The organism is Yoonia sp. (assembly GCF_046292185.1).
GTDB lineage: Bacteria > Pseudomonadota > Alphaproteobacteria > Rhodobacterales > Rhodobacteraceae > Yoonia.
Genome location: NZ_JBKBQY010000026.1, coordinates 1 through 22,962 on the forward strand (window position 1 = coordinate 1; position 22,962 = coordinate 22,962).

At 59.4% G+C, this 22,962-nt stretch carries 27 protein-coding genes; 19 read left to right on the forward strand and 8 right to left on the reverse strand.

The annotated features are described in order from the left end of the window. Positions 1-194: 194 nt before the first annotated feature. Complete coding sequence (locus tag ACK4TM_RS06780; protein ID WP_409698685.1) at positions 195-1,202, reverse strand: GlxA family transcriptional regulator; 1,008 nt, start codon at positions 1,200-1,202, stop codon at positions 195-197. Positions 1,203-1,359: 157 nt separating this feature from the next. On the opposite strand from ACK4TM_RS06780, the gene ACK4TM_RS06785 reads away from it, so the two are divergent. Continuing rightward, on the forward strand, positions 1,360-2,730 hold the full coding sequence (locus tag ACK4TM_RS06785; protein ID WP_409698688.1) for a class II 3-deoxy-7-phosphoheptulonate synthase: 1,371 nt from the start codon (positions 1,360-1,362) through the stop codon (positions 2,728-2,730). Here the strand turns inward: ACK4TM_RS06785 and ACK4TM_RS06790 are convergent, their stop codons facing one another. Beyond that, a complete protein-coding gene (locus ACK4TM_RS06790) occupies positions 2,731-3,360 on the reverse strand; it encodes a PAS domain-containing protein (RefSeq protein WP_409698691.1) in 630 nt (209 codons plus the stop codon). 235 nt (positions 3,361-3,595) lie between these two features. On the opposite strand from ACK4TM_RS06790, the gene ACK4TM_RS06795 reads away from it, so the two are divergent. The 3 genes from ACK4TM_RS06795 to ACK4TM_RS06805 are packed head-to-tail and all read left to right on the forward strand — an operon-like array spanning position 3,596 to position 5,646. Then, a complete protein-coding gene (locus ACK4TM_RS06795; RefSeq protein ID WP_409698694.1) occupies positions 3,596-4,486 on the forward strand; it encodes a YicC/YloC family endoribonuclease in 891 nt (296 codons plus the stop codon). Between the two features lie 3 nt (positions 4,487-4,489). Continuing rightward, positions 4,490-5,128 (forward strand): guanylate kinase, encoded by a 639-nt coding sequence (gmk, locus tag ACK4TM_RS06800; protein ID WP_409698697.1) that lies wholly within the window; start codon positions 4,490-4,492, stop codon positions 5,126-5,128. Beyond that, positions 5,125-5,646, forward strand: coding sequence for a gamma carbonic anhydrase family protein (locus ACK4TM_RS06805; protein WP_409698700.1), 522 nt, complete (start codon positions 5,125-5,127; stop codon positions 5,644-5,646). Before gmk ends, ACK4TM_RS06805 begins: the two co-directional genes overlap by 4 nt. Here the strand turns inward: ACK4TM_RS06805 and ACK4TM_RS06810 are convergent. Further along, complete coding sequence (locus ACK4TM_RS06810; RefSeq protein ID WP_409698703.1) at positions 5,643-5,921, reverse strand: hypothetical protein; 279 nt, start codon at positions 5,919-5,921, stop codon at positions 5,643-5,645. The two genes, ACK4TM_RS06805 and ACK4TM_RS06810, sit on opposite strands and share 4 nt — an antisense overlap. A gap of 276 nt (positions 5,922-6,197) precedes the next feature. On the opposite strand from ACK4TM_RS06810, the gene ACK4TM_RS06815 reads away from it, so the two are divergent. The 3 genes from ACK4TM_RS06815 (at position 6,198) to ACK4TM_RS06825 (ending at position 8,410) form a co-directional block, all read left to right on the forward strand. Next, the gene (locus ACK4TM_RS06815) at positions 6,198-7,211 is read left to right on the forward strand and encodes an ATP-binding protein (RefSeq protein WP_409698706.1); all 1,014 of its coding nucleotides are present in this window, start codon (positions 6,198-6,200) and stop codon (positions 7,209-7,211) included. 75 nt (positions 7,212-7,286) lie between these two features. Continuing rightward, positions 7,287-7,991, forward strand: coding sequence for a phosphate signaling complex protein PhoU (gene phoU, locus ACK4TM_RS06820; RefSeq protein ID WP_409698709.1), 705 nt, complete (start codon positions 7,287-7,289; stop codon positions 7,989-7,991). Then, positions 7,991-8,410 (forward strand): PaaI family thioesterase, encoded by a 420-nt coding sequence (locus ACK4TM_RS06825; protein ID WP_409698712.1) that lies wholly within the window; start codon positions 7,991-7,993, stop codon positions 8,408-8,410. Before phoU ends, ACK4TM_RS06825 begins: the two co-directional genes overlap by 1 nt. Before the next feature lie 46 nt (positions 8,411-8,456). Here the strand turns inward: ACK4TM_RS06825 and ACK4TM_RS06830 are convergent, their stop codons facing one another. Further along, positions 8,457-8,684 (reverse strand): DUF1127 domain-containing protein, encoded by a 228-nt coding sequence (locus ACK4TM_RS06830; protein WP_409698715.1) that lies wholly within the window; start codon positions 8,682-8,684, stop codon positions 8,457-8,459. Positions 8,685-8,771: 87 nt separating this feature from the next. On the opposite strand from ACK4TM_RS06830, the gene ACK4TM_RS06835 reads away from it, so the two are divergent. From ACK4TM_RS06835 to ACK4TM_RS06870, 8 genes are all read left to right on the forward strand, one after another. Beyond that, entirely contained in the window at positions 8,772-10,196 is a 1,425-nt protein-coding gene (locus ACK4TM_RS06835) for a PLP-dependent aminotransferase family protein (protein WP_409698718.1), read from the forward strand. A 150-nt stretch (positions 10,197-10,346) separates the two neighbouring features. Then, entirely contained in the window at positions 10,347-10,808 is a 462-nt protein-coding gene (gene rplM / locus ACK4TM_RS06840) for a 50S ribosomal protein L13 (RefSeq protein WP_322892466.1), read from the forward strand. Further along, positions 10,808-11,308 carry a 30S ribosomal protein S9 gene (gene rpsI, locus ACK4TM_RS06845; RefSeq protein WP_409698721.1) on the forward strand — a complete coding sequence of 167 codons (501 nt, stop codon included), beginning with the start codon at positions 10,808-10,810 and terminating at the stop codon, positions 11,306-11,308. Before rplM ends, rpsI begins: the two co-directional genes overlap by 1 nt. A gap of 154 nt (positions 11,309-11,462) precedes the next feature. Next, complete coding sequence (locus ACK4TM_RS06850) at positions 11,463-12,335, forward strand: ABC transporter permease (RefSeq protein ID WP_409698724.1); 873 nt, start codon at positions 11,463-11,465, stop codon at positions 12,333-12,335. Next, positions 12,332-13,132: an ABC transporter permease gene (locus ACK4TM_RS06855; protein WP_409698727.1), complete on the forward strand. Its 801-nt coding sequence runs from the start codon at positions 12,332-12,334 to the stop codon at positions 13,130-13,132. The genes ACK4TM_RS06850 and ACK4TM_RS06855 overlap by 4 nt, the downstream gene beginning before the upstream one ends. Beyond that, positions 13,129-14,214, forward strand: coding sequence for an ABC transporter ATP-binding protein (locus ACK4TM_RS06860; RefSeq protein ID WP_409698730.1), 1,086 nt, complete (start codon positions 13,129-13,131; stop codon positions 14,212-14,214). The genes ACK4TM_RS06855 and ACK4TM_RS06860 overlap by 4 nt, the downstream gene beginning before the upstream one ends. A gap of 140 nt (positions 14,215-14,354) precedes the next feature. Further along, positions 14,355-14,801, forward strand: a complete 447-nt coding sequence (gene aroQ, locus ACK4TM_RS06865; protein WP_409698733.1) for a type II 3-dehydroquinate dehydratase — start codon at positions 14,355-14,357, stop codon at positions 14,799-14,801. Continuing rightward, entirely contained in the window at positions 14,798-15,559 is a 762-nt protein-coding gene (locus ACK4TM_RS06870; RefSeq protein WP_409698736.1) for a LuxR family transcriptional regulator, read from the forward strand. Before aroQ ends, ACK4TM_RS06870 begins: the two co-directional genes overlap by 4 nt. A gap of 280 nt (positions 15,560-15,839) precedes the next feature. Here the strand turns inward: ACK4TM_RS06870 and tsf are convergent, their stop codons facing one another. Both tsf and rpsB read right to left on the reverse strand, forming a co-directional pair. Next, positions 15,840-16,712, reverse strand: a complete 873-nt coding sequence (gene tsf, locus ACK4TM_RS06875; RefSeq protein ID WP_409698739.1) for a translation elongation factor Ts — start codon at positions 16,710-16,712, stop codon at positions 15,840-15,842. A 69-nt stretch (positions 16,713-16,781) separates the two neighbouring features. Continuing rightward, the gene (gene rpsB / locus ACK4TM_RS06880) at positions 16,782-17,567 is read right to left on the reverse strand and encodes a 30S ribosomal protein S2 (RefSeq protein ID WP_409698742.1); all 786 of its coding nucleotides are present in this window, start codon (positions 17,565-17,567) and stop codon (positions 16,782-16,784) included. A 194-nt stretch (positions 17,568-17,761) separates the two neighbouring features. On the opposite strand from rpsB, the gene ACK4TM_RS06885 reads away from it, so the two are divergent. The 4 genes from ACK4TM_RS06885 (at position 17,762) to ACK4TM_RS06900 (ending at position 20,974) form a co-directional block, all read left to right on the forward strand. Beyond that, positions 17,762-18,652: a PfkB family carbohydrate kinase gene (locus ACK4TM_RS06885; protein ID WP_409698745.1), complete on the forward strand. Its 891-nt coding sequence runs from the start codon at positions 17,762-17,764 to the stop codon at positions 18,650-18,652. Continuing rightward, the gene (locus tag ACK4TM_RS06890) at positions 18,649-19,557 is read left to right on the forward strand and encodes a pseudouridine-5'-phosphate glycosidase (RefSeq protein WP_409698748.1); all 909 of its coding nucleotides are present in this window, start codon (positions 18,649-18,651) and stop codon (positions 19,555-19,557) included. The genes ACK4TM_RS06885 and ACK4TM_RS06890 overlap by 4 nt, the downstream gene beginning before the upstream one ends. 81 nt (positions 19,558-19,638) lie before the next feature. Further along, entirely contained in the window at positions 19,639-20,367 is a 729-nt protein-coding gene (locus tag ACK4TM_RS06895) for a DUF502 domain-containing protein (protein ID WP_409698751.1), read from the forward strand. A gap of 19 nt (positions 20,368-20,386) precedes the next feature. Then, entirely contained in the window at positions 20,387-20,974 is a 588-nt protein-coding gene (locus ACK4TM_RS06900) for a LysE/ArgO family amino acid transporter (protein WP_409698754.1), read from the forward strand. Here the strand turns inward: ACK4TM_RS06900 and ACK4TM_RS06905 are convergent. Both ACK4TM_RS06905 and ACK4TM_RS06910 read right to left on the reverse strand, forming a co-directional pair. After that, positions 20,967-21,998 carry a patatin-like phospholipase family protein gene (locus tag ACK4TM_RS06905; protein WP_409698757.1) on the reverse strand — a complete coding sequence of 344 codons (1,032 nt, stop codon included), beginning with the start codon at positions 21,996-21,998 and terminating at the stop codon, positions 20,967-20,969. The genes ACK4TM_RS06900 and ACK4TM_RS06905 overlap by 8 nt on opposite strands. Next, positions 21,995-22,768, reverse strand: coding sequence for a 3-hydroxybutyrate dehydrogenase (locus ACK4TM_RS06910; RefSeq protein WP_409698760.1), 774 nt, complete (start codon positions 22,766-22,768; stop codon positions 21,995-21,997). The genes ACK4TM_RS06905 and ACK4TM_RS06910 overlap by 4 nt, the downstream gene beginning before the upstream one ends. Positions 22,769-22,962 lie beyond the last annotated feature (194 nt).

A 22,962-nucleotide genomic window follows, 5' to 3' on the forward strand; every position in this document is an offset into this window, starting at 1 on the left:
TGCGCCGCCAGCGATCAGCGTCATGGCGGTTGTCGCCATCATCAGTTTTTTCATTGTCGTCTCCCTCATTGGATATTTTTACCCTGCGGCGGAGATTAGCAGGCTGTTTCCAAAAGGAAAGCCGGAACCCAAGGTAAATCGGCCTTTAGATTGCCCCTGTTTCGGTGAATTGTCCGTCAGGCCGATGCGCGGGGTCAATGCGAGGCGGGTTGCCTTGCCGCATGGCTGCCGCGTTCGCGATAGGGCGTGGTATCGTAATGCGACCGGTAGCATTTGGAAAAATGCGACGGCGAGGCGAAACCACAGGCCAGCGCCACGTTGATCACCGTCATATCAGTCTGCATCAGCAGGTTGCGCGCCTTTTGCAGCCGCAATTCCATGTAATAGCGTTTGGGCGAACGTGCCAGATAACGCCGGAACAACCGCTCTAACTGCCGGGTGGACATGCCCACCTCACGCGCCAGCACGGCGGGGCTGATCGGTTCTTCGATATTGCCTTCCATCAACTGGATCACGCGGGACAATTTGGGGTGGCGCACGCCGATCCGCGTCGGGATCGACAGCCGCTGCGTGTCCTGATCGGTGCGGATCGAGGAATAAATCAGGATATCGGCCACCGCATTGGCGAGCTCTTCGCTGAACTGGTCGGCGATCAGTTTCAGCATCAGATCGATAGAGGCGGTGCCACCTGCGGTGGTGATCCGGTTGCCGTCTACCACAAAGACCGATCTGGTCAGGATCACGTCTTCGAATTCTTCGGCGAAACTGTCCTGATTCTCCCAATGGATGGTGGCGCGTTTGCCGTCCAGCAGGCCGGCCTTGGCCATCGTATAGCCCGCAGTACACAGGCCAGCGACCTGCACACCGCGCCGTGCCTCGCGGCGCAACCAGTTCAGGACGCGTTTGGTGGTGGCTTTCTGCACATCCAGACCGCCGCACAGCATGATTGTGTCGTCGCGGTCCAGCTCGATCAGATCGCTTTGCAATTTGAACGCACAGCCGTTGGAACAGGTGGCGATATCGCCGCCATCGCCAATGATGACCCAGTCATAAATCTGTTTGCCTGCCGTGCGGTTGGCGATGCGCAGGCTTTCGACCGCGCAGGCAAAGCACAGCATGGTGAACTGATTCATCAGCACGAAAACAAAACGGCGCGGCTTGGTCACGGGGCCGACATCGATGATCTGGGGCGCTTGGCTCATGGCGTTTCACCTTGGCTGGTTCGTCGCGGGACATCACCAGTTTTCGCCCCTGCCGACAAGGGGCAAATATACGCGATGCAGTTTGGCATTGGCCCTGAGAGGCTGGCAGGTTATACCGCGCCGCGATACCGCTAACTTTGTTGACTGGAGCAAGACCATGACTGACTGGCAAAAATCGGACTGGCGCAAAAAGCCACGGGTCCAGATGCCCGAATATACCGACGCCGCCGCGTTGTCGGCGGTTGAGGCGCGTCTTGCCAGTTATCCACCCCTGGTCTTTGCAGGCGAGGCACGCAAGCTGACCAAGCAGCTGGCCGCTGTCAGCCGGGGCGAGGCGTTCATGTTGCAGGGCGGCGATTGTGCCGAAAGTTTCGCGGAATTTTCTGCCAATGGCATCCGTGACACGTTCAAGGTGCTGTTGCAGATGGCGATGGTGCTGACCTATGGCGCGAAAGTACCGGTGGTGAAAATCGGCCGGATGGCGGGCCAGATGGCGAAACCGCGTTCCGCCCCGACCGAGGTGCTGGACGGTGTGGAACTGCCCAGCTATCGCGGCGATATCATCAACGGGTTCGATTTCACGCCAGAGGCGCGCAATCCCGACCCTGACCGCATGTTGCAGGCCTATCTGCAGGCGGCGGCGACGCTGAACCTGCTGCGCGCCTTTTCCACGGGCGGTTTTGCCAACGTGCACGAGGTCCATAAATGGACGCTGGGCTTTACCGATGGCAATGAGGTCAAGAAATATTCCGACATGGCCAGCCGGATCACCGATACGCTGGATTTCATGCAGGCCGCCGGGCTGACATCTGACACCAACCATGAATTGCAGACGGTGGATTTCTATACCAGCCACGAAGCCTTGTTGCTGGAATATGAAGAGGCGCTGTGCCGGCTTGATTCCACATCGGGCAAGATGCTGGCCGGGTCCGGCCATATGATCTGGATCGGGGACCGCACGCGTCAGCCGGACGGCGCGCATGTCGAATTCTGCAAGGGTGTGATGAACCCGATCGGTTTGAAATGCGGCCCGTCGATGACATCGGGCCACCTCAAGGCGTTGATGGCATCGCTGAACCCCGAAAACGAGCCGGGGCGTCTGACCCTGATCGCCCGTTTCGGGGCAGGGGCTGTGGGCGATCATCTGCCGCGCCTGATCCGCGCGGTCGAGGAAGAGGGTGCCAATGTCGTCTGGACCTGTGACGCGATGCACGGCAATACGATCAAATCCTCGACCGGCTACAAGACCCGGCCGTTCGAAAGCGTGCTGCGCGAGGTCAAGGAATTCTTTGGCGTCCACAACGCCGAAGGCACGATCCCCGGCGGTGTCCATTTCGAAATGACCGGCGCGGACGTGACCGAATGCACCGGCGGCGTGCGGGCGGTGACGGAAGAGGATCTGTCGGACCGGTACCACACCGCTTGCGATCCGCGCCTGAACGCATCGCAATCGCTGGAACTGGCGTTTCTGGTGGCCGAGGAATTGTCGGCGCGCCGCAGCAAGATCAGTCAGGCCAAGGCAAGCTGATCAGCCATTGTTGACGACCAATCGCAAAGCCGGGCGCAGCGCGTCCGGCTTTTGCGCGGGGGCAGGCGCGCTGCTGGCCAGCGCGATGGACAGCGGGTCGATCCGCAGCGCGCGGTCATGGGCCAGATCAAACCGGCGCGGCACATGGCCCTGTGCGTCAGGCGTGACCAGCGCGCCCAGCACGCGGCTGATCTGACCGTAATCGTCGCGCATCGGCAGCATCAGGACCGTGCCTTGCAGGGCAGGCCGAAACGTCTGTGCCGGTGATACAAGGCTCGCGGCAACAATGGCGGGCCGGGTAAAGGCGGTTTCGACTAGATCGCACAGCCGGTCGCGGCTGGCAGGCGCGAACAGGATCGACACCGGCATGCCGCGCGCATCCATCCGCAACAGATCATGAATACGCTGTCCCGCGACCCGCATCCGCGCGACACCGGGCGCGACCCGTTGCAGTATGAACGCATAGGGCAGGGCGGCATCGATCCGGTCGGGGGCAATCGCGCTGCGGACGGGCAGGTGGCGCGCGTGGCGCAAAGATTGCCAATAACTCTCTAAGCTGCGCAGAATAGCGCAATTGGCACCGGGCCGCGGACCCTGCGGGATATCGGGATGATCATAGGTGGTCGACATAGAACCCTCGGAACTAAAAAACACCATTCACTGCGGAACGGCAAAACATTTACCCCGCAAGATCTAACGTCATTTTTCGTCAAGATCACTTAACAAAGTGTTAACGGGTTAACCGGTTAATGGCGGTAGCGTGGACTGACGTCCACCCTATCCCCTGCGCCGCGGGGTTGCCCAACGGGGGCGTTTTCCATTAGCTGCGCCCAGAACAGCCACAGCACAGCGAAAGAGGCCCGCGATGATCCGATCCATGACCGCTTTTGCCAGCCGCACCGGCGATGCGGGCCCTGTCGGCTGGCTGTGGGAGATGCGCAGCGTCAATGGCCGCGGCCTTGATCTGCGGCTGCGCCTGCCCGATGGGTTCAGCGCACTGGAACAGCCGATCCGCAGCGTAGTGCAGGGGGCGGTGACGCGGGGCCATGTCACGGTGAATCTGCGCCTGACGCGGGATGATGCGGGCGGCGGATTGCGGCTGGACGAGGGTGCCTTGACGGCAGTGTTGCAGGCGCTGGATCAGGTGCAGGAACGCGCCTTTGCCATGGGGGTGACGCTGGGCCAGCCCACGGCGGCCGATGTGCTGGCGCAACGGGGCGTGCTGGTGGCCAGTGCATCGGATGATGACAATACGGCATTGACCGATGAACTTTTACGCAAATTCAACGGATTGCTGGATGACTTTACGGCAATGCGTGACGCTGAAGGCGCAGCATTGCTGGCGTTGATCAGCGACCAGTTGACCCGGATCGCCACCTTGACCGATCTTGCGGACAAAGCCGCCGCAGGGCGCGCGACAGCGCAACGCGACACGCTGCAAGCGGCACTGGCCCGTGTGATGGATAACGTGGCGGATGCCGATCCGGCGCGCCTTGCGCAGGAACTTGCCCTGATTGCCGTCAAGACCGACGTGACCGAGGAAATCGACCGCCTGCGCGCCCATGTGGCAGCGGCGCGCGATCTGCTGGCGCAGGACCAGCCCGTGGGCCGCAAGCTTGATTTCCTTGCGCAGGAATTCAACCGCGAGGCCAATACGCTGTGTGCCAAGGCGCAATCCGCTGCGCTCACGGCGGTCGGTCTTGACCTCAAGGCTGTCATCGAACAGATGCGCGAACAAATCCAGAATGTGGAGTGAACCATGCAACGACGCGGCCTTTTGATCATCCTGTCCTCGCCGTCCGGCGCGGGCAAATCGACGCTGGCGGGGCGGCTGCGGGTCTGGGACGACAGTTTGCGTTTCTCGGTCTCGTCCACCACGCGGCCTGCGCGCGAAGGTGAAGAGGACGGGCGCGAATATTACTTCGTCAGCACCGAAGACTTTCAAAAACAGGTCGCGGATGGGGAAATGCTCGAACATGCCTTGGTGTTCGGCAACTACTATGGATCACCCAAAGCCCCTGTGCAGGCCGCGATCGAGGCCGGGCGCGATGTGCTGTTCGATATCGACTGGCAGGGCGCGCAACAGATCAGCAATTCCTCGCTTAGCCCGCATGTGCTGTCGATCTTCATCCTGCCGCCGTCGATCCCCGAATTGCACCGCCGTCTGGTCAGCCGCGGGCAGGACGCGCCCGAGGTGATCGAAAAACGGATGCAGAAAAGTTGGGATGAAATCAGCCATTGGGACGGCTATGATTATGTGCTGATCAATGACAATATCGACGCGACCGAAGCCGCGCTGAAAACCATCATCAGCGCCGAACGGCTGCGCCGCAGCCAGCAACCGCAATTGGTGGACCATGTCCGCGCCCTGCAGACCCAGTTCGGAGAGTTGATATGAGCCTTTATGCCCTTGGTGATCTGGAACCTGAGATTGCAGATGACGCCTGGGTCGCCCCCGGTTGTTACTTGATCGGACGGGTGGTGGTTGAGCCGCGCGCCTCTATCTGGTTCGGCAGCACATTGCGCGGCGATAATGAGACGATCCATATCGGCGCAGGCAGCAATATTCAGGAAAACTGCGTGCTGCATACCGACATGGGCTTTCCCCTGGTGATCGGCGCGGGCTGCACGATTGGCCATAAGGTGATGCTGCATGGCTGCACGATTGGCGCGAACAGCCTGATCGGCATGGGGGCGATTGTGCTGAATGGCGCTGTGATCGGGGAAAACTGCCTGATCGGGGCAGGGGCGCTGGTGACCGAAGGCAAGGTGATCCCCGACGGGTCGCTGGTGATGGGCGCGCCGGGCAAGGTGGTGCGCGATCTGGACGCGGCGGCGATTGCGCGGCTGCAGGCCTCGGCCCTGCATTACCAGAAGAACGCGGAACGGTTCCGACAGAACCTGCGCGCGCTTTAGGACGGCAGACCGGGCAGGACCAGAAGATCGAAATCCAGCGCGGGGGCCAGGGCTCGGATTTCACGGCGGATCAGATCAGGGTCGGGCAGCGCATCTGCCAGCACGCGGTAGCGCCCGGCGAAACCGGCCGCCTGCAAGCGTTCAGCCACATCGATGGCGTCGAACCCGTCCGCCATCAGCGGTGACAGGACAAGCCCGGGGTTGCACCGCCGGATCGTGCAGGCATCAAGCTCTGGCAGATCAAGAAAGTGGCAATGCGCCATCGTGTCTTGCAAGCGGCCCCGAGCTTTCCATCGTGCAATATCACCCACGACCAGTATCCTGCCGTTGCGGATGCCAAGGGCAGGACCAGTATCTGATTCTATTCTATCTTTGGGCACATTGGCACTCGCATACTATCAATCGAAACGTTTTTATATCACAGAAACATGACATTTTCAGCGGATAGTGACACGGCGACATTTCAACCTTGCCTGCATGGCGGGAAAGCATCACTAAATCGATTGTCCTGATCTGAAAGCCTTATTGTGTCTACCGAACGCATTTTATCCTTGATTGCCGCAATCCCGTTGCCGGTGCTGGTGATCGGCCCGGATGACCGGATTCGCGCGACGAACCCGCCGCTGGAAAGGCTGTTGGGCACCGGGCTGATCGGCAAGCATCACATCACCGCCCTGCGCCAGCCGGGCATCATCGATGCCATCGCTGCGGTGCGCAGCACAGGCATCAGTGCCAAGGTCCGCTTTGTGACGCGCGATCATGAAAAGGACACGTTTTATCAGGTCGTCATCGCCTTGTCCGATGCTGACGTGGTGCTGAGTTTCGAAGACCAGAGCGCGGCAGAAGATGTCGGCAAGATGCGCCGCGATTTTGTCGCCAATGTCAGCCATGAATTGCGCACGCCGCTGACCGCCTTGCTGGGGTTTATCGAAACCCTGACTGGGGCGGCGCGCGATGATCCGGCGGCGCGGGCGCGGTTTCTGGGCATCATGGCACATGAGGCGAACAGGATGACACGGCTGGTGAATGATCTTTTGTCGCTGAGCCGGGTGGAAGAGGATGAACGCGTCCGCCCGCGCGAGCAGGTCGAACTCACCGGCCTGCTGGCTGCGGCGATCAAGGGGCTGGAACCGCAGGCCGCCGCCGCCGATGTCACCGTCCGGTTGGAAACCCAGGTCGAACATCTGTCGGTGCCGGGAGATGCCGGACAATTGCGGCAGGTGTTCGGCAATTTGATCGAAAACGGCATCAAATATGGTGCGGCGGGCAAGGAACTGGTCGTCACGCTGCATGCGCCGGCGCATCATCTGCGGCTGCGCGGGCAGGGGGTGCAGATCAGCGTCGCGGATCAGGGCGATGGGATCGCACCGCATCATATCGCGCGGCTGACGGAACGGTTTTACCGTGTCGACAGCCACCGTTCGCGCGAAGTGGGGGGCACCGGGCTGGGCCTTGCTATCGTAAAACATATCGTCAACCGGCACCGGGGCCGGTTGCTGATCGAAAGCGAGTTGGGGAAAGGGACGCTCGTGTCGGTCCTTTTGCCGGTGGAATCTTTGTCATAAATTGACTAGGTCTTTGACACGAAGACCACAAAAAAGCTGTGCTAGCCGTCGGGCCGGACCAGACAGGAGACTGCGATGACCGACCATATTTCATCCGCCTATGACCGCGATCTGGAAGGCATCACAAACCTGATCGTCAAGATGGGCGGTCTGGTGGAAGATGCCATCATCAAGGCCGCGCAATCGCTGGGCGAACGCGATATCGAACTGGCCGAAAAGGTGCGTCAGGCCGACAAGGCGATTGACGATCTGGAAGAACAGATCAACGAAGAGGCGGCGCGCACGATTGCGCTGCGCGCGCCGGTGTCCAAGGATCTGCGCGCGATCCTGACCGTGCTGCGGCTGGCGGCATCGCTCGAACGGATCGGCGATTACGCCAAGAATATCGCCAAGCGCACCTCTGTTCTGGCGGAAATGCGCCCGGTCAGCGGGTCGGACAACGCGCTGCGCCGGATGGCGCGCGAGGTGGAAGGGATGTTGAAAGACACGCTTGACGCCTATGTGCGCGGCGATGCGGGTCTGGCCGAAGACGTGCGCCAGCGCGACCATGAGGTCGATCAGATGTATAACGCGCTGTTTCGCGAATTCCTGACCTTCATGATGGAAGACCCGCGCAATATCACTGCCTGCATGCATCTGCATTTCGTGGCCAAGAATATCGAACGGATGGGCGATCTGACCACGAATATGGCCGAACAGGTGATTTACCTTGTCACCGGCGAGATGCCGGACGAGGCACGGCCAAAAGGCGACCGCACGTCCTATTCCACCGGCCCCTGATGCAGTTGCAGATGGACATCCCGGCGCTGCATGATTTCATCGCCAGCACCTTTCCGCAGGTGCAGGGCGATTTCTTTGTGGATATGCTGGCACCGGGCCGGATCGCCGTGCAGATGCAGGTGGGGGATCAGCACCTGCGCCCGGGCGGCACCATTTCGGGGCCTGCGATGTTCGCACTGGCCGATGTGACGATATATCTGCTGATCCTTGCCCATATCGGGCCAAAGGCGCTGGCGGTGACCACAAGTTGCAACCTTGATTTCATGCGCAAACCTGCGGCCGGTCAGCCCTTGGTCTGCGATGCGCGTTTGCTGAAGCTGGGTAAGTCGCTTGCCGTCAGTGACGCGCTGATCCACAGCGCCGGGCAGGCAGGGCCTGTGGCGCGTGCGTCAATGACCTATGCAATCCCGCCAGCCTGAAAAAAGGGCCGGGAAGCCCCGGCCCAGTCAGGAAGAGGCGGGGCTGTCAGGCCCGCCAGAAAGGCTTGGATGCTTCGGCAATCGCCGTGTGACAATCCAAGCCAATATCATTGAACAGATGCGGTGGCAGGTCGTGCAAATGCCGTCGGGTGCGCCGACGCAGATCCCATGTGGTCACGATCACCGCGAAACGTACGGCCAGGCCGGCCACGACGGGCAGCTGAGACCGATTGTTCAAAATGGCGATTTGCGCAGGGCGGAGCGCGTATGACATGGGACAACTCCCTCAAATTGTATTGACACAATGCAGCTTTATGCTACAATAACTTGATACAATACACTCTGACGGGAGGTCTATAAATTGATTGTATCGGATACAATTTTCAAATCGCACCTTGGCGCGGCGGGTAAAGCAAAGTTCAAAGCGCTCGCACAGGCGATCCGTGAAGGTATTGTATCGGGACAATTGGTGCCGGATGCGCAATTGCCCCCCGTGCGTGATCTTGCCTATCAGATCGGGGTGACGCCGGGGACCGTGGCGCGGGCCTATCAGATGCTGACGGATGAGGGTCGGCTTGTTGCGGTCGTCGGGCGCGGCACCTTTGTCGCCGCGGCGCAACGCAGCCCGCGCCCCACGGGCCCTGCGACCTTGGTGGCCGATGACCGGATGTCGCACGCCGCCGGGGTTGCCCATCTGCTCAGCCCCAAGATGCCGGATATGGGGCAGGGGCAGATGATCCGCGATGCGATGCATCATCTGGCCGACACCATGCCGACTGAACAATTGCTGCGCTATCCCGACAGGCAGACCGATCTTGCCGCCCGCGAGGCCATTGCCGCCTATCTGAGCGTCGCACGCATTGGCGCCTTTTCGGTTGATGATATCGTCACCGCCCATGGCGGGCAAAGCGCCGTCGTCATGATTTTGCAAACCATCCTGCATGGCGCGCGGCCTGTGGTGGCGGTTGATGCGCTGAGTTATGGAGGGTTCCGCTATGCCGCCGCCATGTGCCGCGCCGATGTCGTCGGCGTGCCGTGGGATGCGGATGGGCCTGACCCGGCGGCCTTTGAGGCGGTGATCAAGGCACATGGCATCCAGGTTTTCTGCACCTCGTCAGAGGTCTGCAACCCGACCGTGCGCCACACAACGCCCGCCCGCCGCCAGGAAATCGCGCAGATCGCACAGCGCTATGGCGTGCATGTGCTGGATGACGATTGTTACCGGTTGATGCGTACCGCGCCCAAGGGGCAAAGCTATCGCGCCTTGCTGCCTGAACTGGGCTGGCACGTCATTTCACCGTCAAAATCCATTTCTGCGGCGTTGCGGATCGGTTTTGCCTTGGCGCCGCAGGGGTGGACATCGGCACTGGTACGCACGGCGACGTTCAGTTCCTTCGGGGTGACGCGGTTGATGACGGATCTATATGCCCATGTCTTGTCGCAGCCCGGCATTGACGATGTGCTGGATGCGGTCAGAGACCGGATTGCCCAGGATATCCGTGCGGCGGTCAATGTGCTGGGCATGTACAAGCTCAACTGGTCCGAGGATGTGCCGTTCGTGTGGCTGGAGCTGCCACTGGGCTGGCGTAGCGGCGAATTTCTCAAGGCGGCCGATGCGGCGGGCGTGCTGATCAAATCCGCTGATGATTTTGCCCTGCGCGACGGGCGCAGCGTGCATGCAGTCCGGATTGCGGTGAACGGTCTGGTGCCGCATCAGACGTTTGTGGACGCTTTGTATGTGCTGCGCGACCTGCTGGCCCATCCGCCACAGCAGATTTCGGTGTGAATGAATGGGGTATTATAATACCTAATTTGTAATCTATTGTTTTTGCTTGTTTAATTTGAATAAACGCCGCTTGACGCGGATTTCGCGGGGCTTATAAGCCACCTATCCGAATGACCGTGGCGCAATGCCACCCCAAACCTTTGGTGAGATATGAAAACCTTTACCGCTACCCCGGCGGATATCGAGAAAAAATGGATCCTGATCGACGCTGAAGGCGTTGTTCTGGGCCGTCTTGCCTCGATCATCGCCATGCGCTTGCGCGGCAAGCACAAGCCATCCTTCACACCGCACATGGATATGGGCGACAATGTGATCGTGATCAATGCCGAGAAAATCCAGATGACCGGTAACAAGCGTGATGAACGTTATTACTGGCACACGGGCCACCCCGGCGGGATCAAATCCAAGACCAAGGCAGAAATCCTCGAAGGCAAGCACCCAGAGCGCGTCGTCGAAAAAGCCGTTCAGCGCATGCTGCCCGGTGGCAAGCTGTCGCGCCTGCAAATGACCCATCTGCGGATTTTCGCAGGTGCGGAACATGGCATGGAAGCCCAGAAGCCCGAAGTTCTGGATGTTGCATCCATGAACAAAAAGAACACGAGGACCGCATAATGGCCGATCAAGTCAATTCGCTCGAAGAGCTGGGGCAGGTCGCTGAAGGTGTTGAATCTGAAGCTGCGGCAACAGCACCCGTCGCCGCCCCCCGTGAACCCGTCCGTGACGAATTCGGCCGGTCCTATGCCACCGGCAAGCGTAAAGATGCGGTCGCCCGCGTTTGGATTCGCCCCGGTTCCGGCAAGGTCGTCGTGAACGGCAAGGAAATGAAGGTCTATTTTGCACGCCCTGTGCTGCAGATGATCCTTGCCCAGCCGTTTTCCATCGCTGGTGTCACAGGTCAGTTCGACGTTGTGGCCACCGTCAAGGGTGGTGGTCTGTCCGGTCAGGCCGGTGCGGTCAAGCATGGTGTGTCCAAAGCGTTGCAGCTTTACGATCCATCCCTGCGCCCCGCGCTGAAAGCCGCCGGTTTCCTGACCCGCGACAGCCGCGTTGTGGAACGGAAAAAATACGGCAAGGCGAAAGCGCGTAAGAGCTTCCAGTTCTCCAAGCGTTAAGTTTGGCAATTGTTTGGAAAGGCCCGCATCTGCGGGCCTTTTCGCGTTTCCGGGCTGGCGCGAAATCGGGCAAGTGCCCAATAATCTGACAGGTTTCTGCAGCGCGCCACCGTTTTGATATTGATCTTTTCCCTGTGGCGATCAAGATCACCCCATGTTCAAGAGACTGACGAAAACCGAAGGCGGGCGCGGATTGCTGTTGATCAGCCCGCCGTTTTTCTATGCGCTTTTGCTGATGGCCTTCCCCCTGGGGGCGATCATCCTGTTCAGCTTCTGGACCCAGAATTTCATGGATGTCGACACGACATTCACCCTGAACAATTACCGCACGATCATCGATCAGCCGATCTATGGCGCACTGTTGCAGCGGTCCTTGTTCGTGTCCGGCACTGTGACGCTGGTGACGGTGCTCCTGGCCTTTCCGGTTGCCTATTTCGTGTCTTTCCATGTGCGGCCTGACCGCAAGGCGCTGTGGCTGTTTCTGATCACGATCCCGTTCTGGACGTCCTATCTGATCCGGGTTTTTCTGTGGAAAGTGATCCTTGGCTATAACGGGGTGATCAACACTGGCCTGCTGAACATCGGGCTGATTGACGAACCGCTGACCTTTATCCTGTATAACGTCAATGCGGTGATCATCACGCTGGCCCATGCCTATGCGCCATTCGCGATCCTGCCGATCTTCGTGGCCATGGAAAAGATCGACCGGTCCTTGTTAGAGGCGTCGCAGGATCTGGGTGAAAACAAGGTGATGACGTTTTTCCGCGTGACCTTGCCACTGGCGATGCCGGGCGTGGTGGCGGCGGTGCTGATCGTGTTCATCCCGACCATCGGCGATTATGTGACGCCGGAACTGATGGGCGGGGCCGGGGGCAAGCTGATCGCGAATATGATCCAGACGCAGTTTCTGGCGCTGAACAATGCGCCGCTGGGGGCCGCGCTGGCCGTGGTGGCGATGTTATCGGTGACAGCGATCAGCCTGTTTTTCGTGCTGCTGAACCGCCGCTGGCTGCGGGGCCGGACATGAGCCTGCGTATCTATGCCGTCGCCTATCTGATCTTTCTTTATGCGCCGATCGTGCTGCTGCCGGTGTTTGCCTTCAATGACGCGAGGATCATCGCCTTTCCTTTGTCGGGGTTCACGACGGAATGGTTCAGCGCGTTGATGACCAATACATCGCTGCACACGGCGGTGCGCAATTCGCTGTTCATCGCGGTGATGACGGCGATCCTGTCGACGCTGCTGGGGATCTGCGCGGCACGGGCAGGGGCGATGTACCGCTTTCCGGTCAAGGCGGGCATCATGGGGTTCATCATGCTGCCGCTTGTGTTGCCGGAAATCATCGTCGCCGTATCGCTGCTGGTCGTCGTGGTACAGATTTTCGACATGGGCCTGTCACATTGGACGATCATCGCGGCCCATGTTCTGATCTGCACGCCGTTCTGTATCGCGATCCTGAACGGGGCTTTCCAGAACCTTGATCCCAGCATGGAAGAAGCGGCGATGGACCTGGGCGAAAGCCGGTTTTCCGCGTTCCGGCTGGTGACATTGCCGTTGGTCATGCCGGGGATCATTTCGAGCATGTTGATCGCTTTCACCATTTCGCTGGATGAATTCATCATCGCATTCTTCCTGTCCGGCACCAGCCCGACGATGCCGGTCTATATCTGGGGGCTGATGCGGTTTCCCGCATCCTTGCCCATCGTCATGGCGCTGGGGACGATATTGGTCGCGCTGTCGATCATCCTGTTGACTATTGCAGAGCTTTTGCGCCGCCGCGGCATGGCCCGCGCAGGTGTAAAAGACAAAGGGGGCTTTCTTTGACAGCTTTGATCACGCTCACGGGCGTCAATAAATATTACGGCGATTATCACGCCTTGCGCGGGATTGATCTGACCATCAATACGGGTGAGTTTTTCTCACTTCTGGGTCCGTCGGGCTGCGGCAAGACCACGTTGTTACGGGTGATCGCAGGGCTGGAGGATGTCTCGGGCGGTGTCGTGATGATCGGTGGCAAAAACATGGCCGGGGTGTCCGCCAACCTACGCCCGACCAATATGGTGTTCCAGTCCTATGCGATTTTCCCGCATCTGTCGGTGGCGGAAAACGTGGCCTTTGGCCTGCGAAAACGGTCTGATCTGGGCAAAGAGGTCAAGGCCCAGATGGTCGAAGAGGCGTTGAGCATGGTCGGCCTGTCCGGCTATGGCAAACGCGCGTCCCATGCCTTGTCTGGGGGGCAGCGGCAGCGCGTGGCGCTGGCGCGCGCGCTGATCCTGAAACCCAAGGTTTTGCTGCTGGATGAACCTTTGTCAGCGTTGGACAAGAAGATGCGCGAACAGATGCAGGTCGAATTGATCCGCTTGCAGCGCCATGTCGGGATCACCTTTATTCTGGTCACCCATGATCAGGAAGAGGCTTTGGTCATGTCCGACCGCATCGCCGTGATGTTCGAGGGTGAGATCGGGCAACTGGCCGACCCTGAAACGCTGTACCGGCGTCCCAATTCGCGCCGTGTGGCGGAATTCATCGGCAAGATGAATTTTCTCGCCGCCGATGTGCAAGAGATCAGCGATATGATCACGGTAGACGTCGCCGGACTTGGGGCCGTCAGCGTGAATGCCGAACAAGCCCCGATGGCATTGCACAAGGGGGCGGCGGTGGCAGGGGTGCGGCCAGAGACGCTCGCCATTCTGTTTGACGGCGAAACGACGGACCGCAAGCTGATTGACGGCGTGGTGGATGAGGTCGTCTATTACGGCGACATGACCTATTACGATGTGCGGATCGCCGGCGTGGATCAGCCGTTGAACATCGCGATGAAAAACCTGATCGGGCGGCCGGTGCTGGATGTGGGCGTCAAGACACGGGTTGTCTGGGACGAACGGTCGCTGGTGCTGCTGGCGTAGGATGCGTGGGGGTGTTCAACCGAGGATGTCCTTAAGGCGCATAATCAGTATTATGTTAACTTAGCTATTTGGCGAATACCTGAGGTCGCATAGGAACAAAATTCGCTTTGTGCAATTAATTAAAGGTGTAAGAGAGCGACATGAAACATAGTATCCTGATTTTGAACGGCCCCAACCTCAACCTGCTTGGCACCCGCCAGCCAGAGGTATACGGCCCCGTTACATTGCAAGACATCGAAGCAAGCTGCGTTGCCAAGGCTGAGGCGCTTGGCGTCACGATGGATTTCCGGCAAAGCAATCATGAAGGCGTGCTGATCGACGCGCTGCACGCCGCGCGCGGTGTGCATTCCGGCGTGATCCTGAATGCCGGTGCGCTGACCCATACATCCATCGCGCTGATGGATGCGATCTCTGCGATCATGTTGCCTGTGATCGAATTGCACCTGTCCAACATCCATGCCCGCGAAACATTCCGCCATAAATCCTGGATCGCGCCGGTGGCGCTTGGGCAGATCTGCGGTTTCGGCGCGGCAGGCTATCCGCTCGCGATGGAGGCGCTTGTAGGTTACCTTGGGTCGGCTGAATGAAGACATTCATATCCAAGCTGGATAAGCTGACGAATGCGACCACGGTCGAAGAATTGTGGGATGCGCATGTCCGTCTGATGGCGCAATATGGATTTGAACGGATCATGTATGGCTATAGCCGCCATGTGACGGAGCATTCGCTGGGCGACCGGCAGGATTGGATTTTGCTGTCCACCCAGACCCCCGATTACATGAAGGGTTTCTTTGATCAGGGACTTTACCAGCACGCGCCGATGATCCGCTGGGCCATGGCCAATGACGGTGCCAGTAGCTGGGGCTGGTTGCAGGACAAACGCCAGGTCGATGCGTTGAGCCCCGGTGAACAACGTGTGGTCGCATTCAACCGCGCTATGGGTGTCACGGCTGGTTACACGATTTCCTTTCGGTCGATTTCGCGCCGCGCCAAGGGCGCGATTGCGCTGACCGCGGCGCGGGGTACGAGCCAGGATGAGGTGGATGAACGCTGGGCCGTGGATGGCGACGCGATCATCATGATGAACAATGTGATGCATCTGAAACTGCTGTCCCTGCCCCATGCCGGTGACCGGAGCCTGACCCGCCGCCAGCGCGAGGTGCTGCAATGGGTGGGTGACGGCAAATCCGTGCAGGATACGGCACTTTTGCTGGGTCTGACGCCGGCGACCGTGGAAAAACACCTGCGGCTGGCGCGTGAAACGCTGGACGTGACCACGACCCCACAAGCCGTGCTGAAAGCGGCGTTTTATAACCAGATGTTTCTGCTGGATTTACCGTCCTGAAGGGCGAAAATGCGCGAAAGGTCAGGTTTTCCTGACTTCAATTTTTCACAAAAATAGATTACTTTATGGTTAATCCGCGCATGTTGCGTGGTCGCCTATACGACCTTGCATTTTCAAGGTTATCGGCCTGCCCTTAATGCAGGGCATTCAGCGCGTCAGGTTTGGATGGCGCGTTTGTTAGTGAGTTGGGACGTTCGGTATGTTCCGTAGAATTGGACTCATTTTAATCCAGTGAGGCACCGCCAATCAATTTCGATGGCGGTGCCGATTTTTTATGGCCTTAGCCGTTCAGTTTGGCGACTTCAGCGGCGAAATCTTCTTTTTCGACTTCGATGCCGTCGCCGACTTCCAGACGCACATAGCCGGTGATTTCCACGCCAGCCTCTGCTGCGGCTGCAGCAACTGTCAGGTCAGGGTTCACCACGAATTGCTGGTTCAGCAAGGTGACTTCGGCCATATATTTCTGCATGCGACCGACGATCATCTTTTCGATCACTGCATCGGGCTTGCCGGATTCGCGGGCGATATCGATCTGGACCTGCTTTTCCTTCTCGACCATTGCGGGGTCAAGATCAGCCTCTGACAGCGCAGACGGGTTGGCCGCGGCGATATGCATCGCGACCTGACGGCCGAATGTTTCGTTGTCGCCGTTCATCGCGACCAGCACACCGATGTTGCCCATGTTCGGGGCAGCGGCATTGTGGACGTAAGTCACGACCGACCCGCCCGACAATGTGGACATGCGGCGCACGGACATGTTTTCACCGATCACGGCGACGGTGTCTGTGACGGTCTGTTCCACGGATTTGCCGTTCAGATCAGCCGCTTTCAGCGCATCGACATCATCAACACTCAGCGCGACAGTGGCGATGTTCTGCACCATCTTCTGGAAATCGCTGTTCTTGGCGACGAAATCGGTTTCAGAGTTCACTTCGACAGCGATCCCCTTGCCATTTTCGACAGCGACGGCCACCAGACCTTCGGCGGCGGTGCGCCCGGCCTTTTTGGCGGCTTTGGCAAGGCCTTTGGTGCGCAGCCAGTCAACGGCGGCTTCCATATTGCCATCGGTTTCGGTCAGCGCCTTTTTGGCGTCCATCATGCCCGCGCCTGTGCTGTCGCGCAGGTCTTTCACCATTGCAGCGGTGATTGCCATGTTATCTCTCCTTCAACGGAATGGGTCAGGCGGGGCATAACGCCCCTGCCCCAAAGTTTTGTGACGCTATCAGGCGTTGGCGGCTTCGGCAGCGCTTGCTGCTTCTTGTGCCAGCGTTTCTTCAGCGTAGTTTTCCATTGCACCCATATCGACGCCAGCGGCGCCCAGCTGTGCTGTCATGCCGTCAAGGGCGGCACGTGCGGCCAGATCGGTGTAAAGTGCGATCGCGCGGGCTGCGTCGTCGTTGCCGGGGATGACATAATCAATGCCGGCAGGCGAGCAATTGGTGTCAACCACGGCCACTACGGGGATGCCCAGCTTGTTGGCTTCCGCGATGGCGAGGGCTTCTTTGTTCACGTCGATGACGAACATCAGGTCCGGCACGCCGCCCATTTCGCGGATCCCGCCCAAGGAAGCCTGCAATTTGCCCTGCTCGCGTTCCATGCCAAGACGTTCTTTCTTGGTCAGGCCGGCAAAGCCGTTGGCGGATGCCTCATCAATCGCCTTCAAACGGTTGATCGACTGCGACACGGTCTGCCAGTTGGTCAGCGTACCACCGAGCCAGCGGTGGTTCATGTAGAATTGTGCTGATTTTTCAGCAGCTTCCATGATCGGTGTCTGTGCCTGACGCTTGGTGCCAACGAACAGGACGCGGCCGCCCTTGGCGACGGTGTCACGGATGACCTGCAGCGCCTGATCCAGCAATGGAACGGTCTGTGTCAGGTCCATGATGTGGATGCCGTTGCGCGACCCATAGATGTATTGACCCATCTTAGGGTTCCAGCGCGCAGTCTGGTGGCCAAAGTGAACGCCAGCTTCCAAAAGCTGACGCATGTTAAACTCTGGAAGAGCCATGGTCGTTTCCTTTCCGGTTTCAGCCTCAGCGGGGGATCAGCCTATCGGCCAACCGGTGGATGTTTGGGATTTCTCCCCAAGACACCCGCCCCCGCTTGCGGGATTAAGTGCCGTTCCCTTAACGGCCAATCCCAATGGGTGCAAGGGGATTAAGCTCTCTTGCTCTTGGCTGGGCTTCGCGGCAGAAGCGGATCATGACACATGCGCCTGACATCCTTTGCATCGGTTCGGTCCTGTGGGACGTGATCGGTCGCGCGCCCAGCCATATGCGCGTGGGGTCTGACGTGCCGGGGCGCATCACCCGCCTGCCCGGTGGTGTCGCGATGAATATCGCCATGACCCTGCGCCGCTTTGCCATGACCCCTGCCCTGTTGACCAACATTGGCCGCGATGCCGAGGGCGATGAACTGATCGCTGCCGCCGCAGCCATGGGGCTGATCTGCGATCATGTCTATCGGTCCGAGGATTTGGCGACGGATGTCTATATGGCCATCGAAGGCGCCAATGGTCTGATCGCCGCCATCGCCGACGCCCATTCGCTGGAGGCTGTGGGCGACAAGATCCTGCGCCCCTTGGCATCAGGTGCTTTGGGGTCGGTGGACCGGCCATGGTCCGGGCCTGTGGCGCTGGACGGCAATCTGACGGTGGAATTGTTGCGTGAAATCGCAACCTCGCCCTTGTTCCGCGATGCCGATCTGCGCGTGGCACCCGCGTCACCGGGCAAGGCGGAACGCTTGCTGGCGTTGCTGGGGCATCCATCGGCGACATTATACGTGAACCTCGAAGAAGCCGGGTTGCTGTGTCAGACCGAATTTGACAGTTCAGAAACCGCTGCCGCTGGCCTGATCGCGCGCGGGGCAAGGCGCGCGCTGGTCACCGATGGCGGCAAATCCGCCTCGGAGGCGACAGGCAGCGATATCATCACCCAGATCCCGCCCGCCGTCATGGTCACCCGTGTGACCGGCGCAGGCGATACATTCATGGCCGCCCATATCGCGTCAGAGGCGCAGGGCATGGGCCGGTCCGATGCTTTGCAGCGCGCCTGTCAGGCCGCCGCCACCTATGTTTCAGGAGAAATACCATGAGCCTTCCCATCACCTATTCCGCCGAAGTCGCCGAGGCCCGCGCCAAGGGCCTTGCCATCGTCGCATTGGAAAGCACGATCATCACCCATGGCATGCCATTCCCGCAGAATGTGGAAACCGCGCGGCTGGTGGAACAGGATTTGCGCGATCAGGGTGCCGTGCCTGCGACCATCGCCGTGATGAACGGGCAATTGCATATCGGGCTGGAACCGGCGGAACTGGATGCCTTGGGTCAGGCGCAAAATGTCGCGAAACTGTCGCGCGCTGATCTGGCGGCCTGTATCGCCACGGGTGGCACGGGTGCGACGACAGTGGCGGCCACGATGATTGCGGCGCAGCTGGCGGGCATCCATGTCTTTGCAACCGGTGGCATCGGCGGCGTGCATCAGGGCGCGGAAACCAGTTTCGATATCTCTGCCGATCTGCAGGAACTGGCACTGACGCCGGTGACCGTGGTCTGCGCCGGGGCGAAGGCGATCCTTGATCTGCCGAAAACCTTTGAAGTGCTGGAAACGCTTGGCGTGCCGGTCATCGCCTATGGGCAAGACACAATCCCCGCCTTCTGGTCCGCCGCATCCAATATGCCTGCGCCCTTGCGGATGGATGACGCGGCACAGATCGCCGCCAGCCATCAAATGCGTGTCGCGATGGGCCTGTCGGGCGGGCAATTGGTGACCAATCCGATTCCCGCCAGCGATGAGATCGCGGCAGAGGTGCTCGCCCCGATCATCGCGCAGGCACTGGCCGAGGCGGAAGCACAGAAAATCAGCGCCAAGGCGGTGACACCTTTCCTGCTGGACCGGATATTCACCCTGACCGAAGGCCGGTCCCTGACCGCCAATATCGCCTTGGTACGCAACAATGCACGGCTGGCGGCGAAAATCGCGCTGGAACTGGTGAAATAAAGACGTCTGGGCAGGCGGCACTGGCTTGCCGCGCCGCCTGCCCAACCTTAGGTGTAACGCATTGTCTTTGCCGGATACATCATGTCTGACCCGATCCCACACGATATCAAACGTCGCAACCGACCCAGCATGATCGCGCGGCTGCGCGGCAATTTTCTGGCCGGTCTGGTCATCATCGCGCCCATCGGCCTGACCTTCTGGCTGATCTGGACGGTTGTGGGCTGGGTCGATAGCTGGGTCTGGCCCTTTGTCCCGAATTATTATCATCCCGAACCGCTGATCAACCGCCTGCTGGGGCGCGGTGAATTCAACCAGATCACGATCAATGTGCGCGGCGTCGGCGTGGTGATCTTTTTCATCTTCACCATCTTTGTCGGTTGGCTGGGCAAGGGGCTGATCGGGCGGTCGTTTCTGTCGATCGGAGAACGCTTTGTCGACCGGATGCCTATCGTGCGATCCGTCTATAACGCAGCCAAACAGATTGCCGAAACCGTGTTTTCCCAGCGCGAGACGTCTTTCGACAAGGCCTGTCTCGTGGAATATCCGCGCAAGGGGATCTGGGCCATCGCCTTTGTCTCGACGGATGCCAAGGGCGAGATTGAGGCGCAGTTGTCCGATGGTGAAACCTTTGTGACCGTGTTCCTGCCGACCACGCCCAACCCCACATCAGGGTTTTTGCTGTTCCTGCCGCGCCGCGATATCAAGGAACTGAAGATGAGCGTGGAAGACGCCGCCAAACTGGTGATTTCCGCAGGGCTGGTTTACCCAAGCAACAAGCCCGTGGCCGAATTGGTAAAAGTGGTAGAATGACATCGTGCTGACTGCAGGAATGACCGGTTTTGCCACCGGATTTGCGCTTATTCTGGCGATCGGCGCGCAGAACGCCTTTGTCCTCCGGCAGGGTCTGGCGAAAAGCCATGTGTTCTGGCTGTGCCTTTTATGCGCGACATCGGATGCCCTGCTGATCACGGCGGGTGTGCTGGGCTTTGGCTATATCGTGACGATTTACCCGGCTTTCCCGCAGGTCATGGCATGGGGCGGTGCGGCGTTTCTGTTTGTCTACGGCGCGTTGCGGTTCAAAGCTGCGATGACAGGCGATTATGCGATGCAATTGGCCGGTAAATCCGCCGGGCTTTGGCAGACGCTGGCGACGGGGGCCGCCTTTACCTGGTTGAACCCGCATGTTTACCTTGATACGCTGGGTTTGGTCGGCGCGGTATCGACGCAATATACCGATGCGGGGTTGAAAACCGCCTTTGGCATTGGCGCCGTGCTGGCGTCCTATGTGTTCTTTTTCAGCCTTGGCTATGGCGCGCGTTTGCTGGCCCCGGTGATGCAATCTGCGCGCGCATGGCGCAGGCTGGATGTCATCATCGGCGTGGTGATGTGGGCACTGGCGATCAAGCTGCTCAGTTGAACATCGCCGCAAGATCAATCGTGCTTTTGACGTTCAGATCGGCCTTGTGATTTTTCAAAAACGCCTTTGCTGCCGCCTGCCCCGCCTCTTTCAGCCGCGCCAGTACCACCGCCTGCGGGATCGTCTTGGTCGCGACGTTGAGTTCGTTCATCAGCACATCGTCCGAGATCATATGCACGAGCACGTCTTTCATCGTGACCGATGACAGCGCCCCATCCGCGATCAGCCGTTTGACAAAGGCGATGGCGCGCAATTCGCGCAGCAAGGAAGAATTGAAGCTGATCTCATTGATCCGGTTCTGGATCGCCTGCACATCGGTCGGCAATTCCTCGCGGTACAGCGGATTGATATTCACCACCAGAATATCGTCGGGCAAGCCTTTGGCGAACAACGGATAAAGTGCGGGATTTCCGGCATAGCCGCCGTCCCAGAACGCCTCTGACTTGCCGGTGCGCGGATCGGTGAATTCGACCGCCTGAAACAACGTCGGCAAACAGGCCGAGGCCATGATGACATCGCAGGAAATTTCATCGCCGGTAAACACCCGGATCTTGCCGGACCGCACATTGGTCGCACAGATATGCAGATCGGGCCCGTCGCTGGCGCAGACGGCATCATATTGAAATTCATTGACGATTTTTTCCAACGGATTGCGCAGCATCGGCCCATAGACATAGGGCGACAGCATCCGCGTGGTCATATCCATCATCGCATAGGCGGGCGAATATTTCATCGCCTTGGCCAGCAGCGCGGCGGATGGGGTCAGCGATGACACCCAATGCGACATCGCATCATCGGTGACGGCCCCCACCTGCCCCCAAAGCCAGTCCAGATTTTCGCGCGCACCGGCCCGCCCGTCGCGGACATAGCCCGATTTCAACGCCGCCGCATTCAGCGCCCCCGCAGAGGTGCCGGAGATTGCGGCAATCTCAATCTCTTCATCGGCCAGCAGCGCATCCAGCACGCCCCAGGTAAAGGCCCCATGCGCGCCGCCACCTTGCAGCGCCAGATTGATCCGCTTCATTGCGCGGTCCAGCCGCCATCGACAGAAATCGACGTGCCCGTGATCTGTGCCGCGGCATCCGAGCACAAAAACACCGCCGTGCCGCCCAATTCCTCGACCGTGGCGAATTCCTTTGAGGGCTGGCGTTCCAACATGACCTTGTTGATCACATCCTCGCGCGACATATCGTATTCCTTCATCGTGTCAGGAATCTGTGCCTCGACCAGCGGTGTCAGCACATAGCCGGGGCAGATCGCGTTGCAGGTGATCGGATCGCGCGCGGTTTCCAGCCCCACCGTCTTGGTCAGGCCCAGAATCCCATGTTTCGCGGCCACATAGGCGGATTTATAGGGCGATGCGGTCAGACCATGCGCCGAGGCTACATTGATGATTCGCCCCCAGCCGCGGTCGCGCATGCCGGTCACAGCCGCCGCCGTGGTGTGAAACGCAGAGCTGAGATTGATCGCAATGATCGCATCCCATTTCTTGGGATCGAAATCCTGAATCGGCGCAACATGCTGAATGCCCGCATTGTTGATCAGAATATCGCAGGCTCCTGCGTCCTTGATCAGACGGCGGCAATCATCGCCCTTGGACATATCGGCCTGCACATATTTCGCCTCTACCCCTGTGGCAGCGGCGATTTCAGCGGCCAGCGCATGGTCTTCTTCATTGTCAGTAAAGGAATTGAGCACGATATTCGCACCCGCCTTGGCCAGTTCGCGCGCAATCCCCAGCCCGATGCCAGAGGTCGATCCGGTGATAACGGCGGTTTTACCTTGTAGCTGCATGTGAGGGTCCTTCGGATATGGTTTCCGACTCACCTTACATGCTGCACCTGCAAAGGTCACCTGCCCGGCGCAAAGCCCAAAAAAAACGCCCGCACAAGGCGGGCGTGAAGTTATTGAGGCAGGTTTCATACAGGCAAGAAACCTATCGAGCAGTGCCCCTGTTATAAGCAATCTGTCGCGCGCATCCAAGCTAA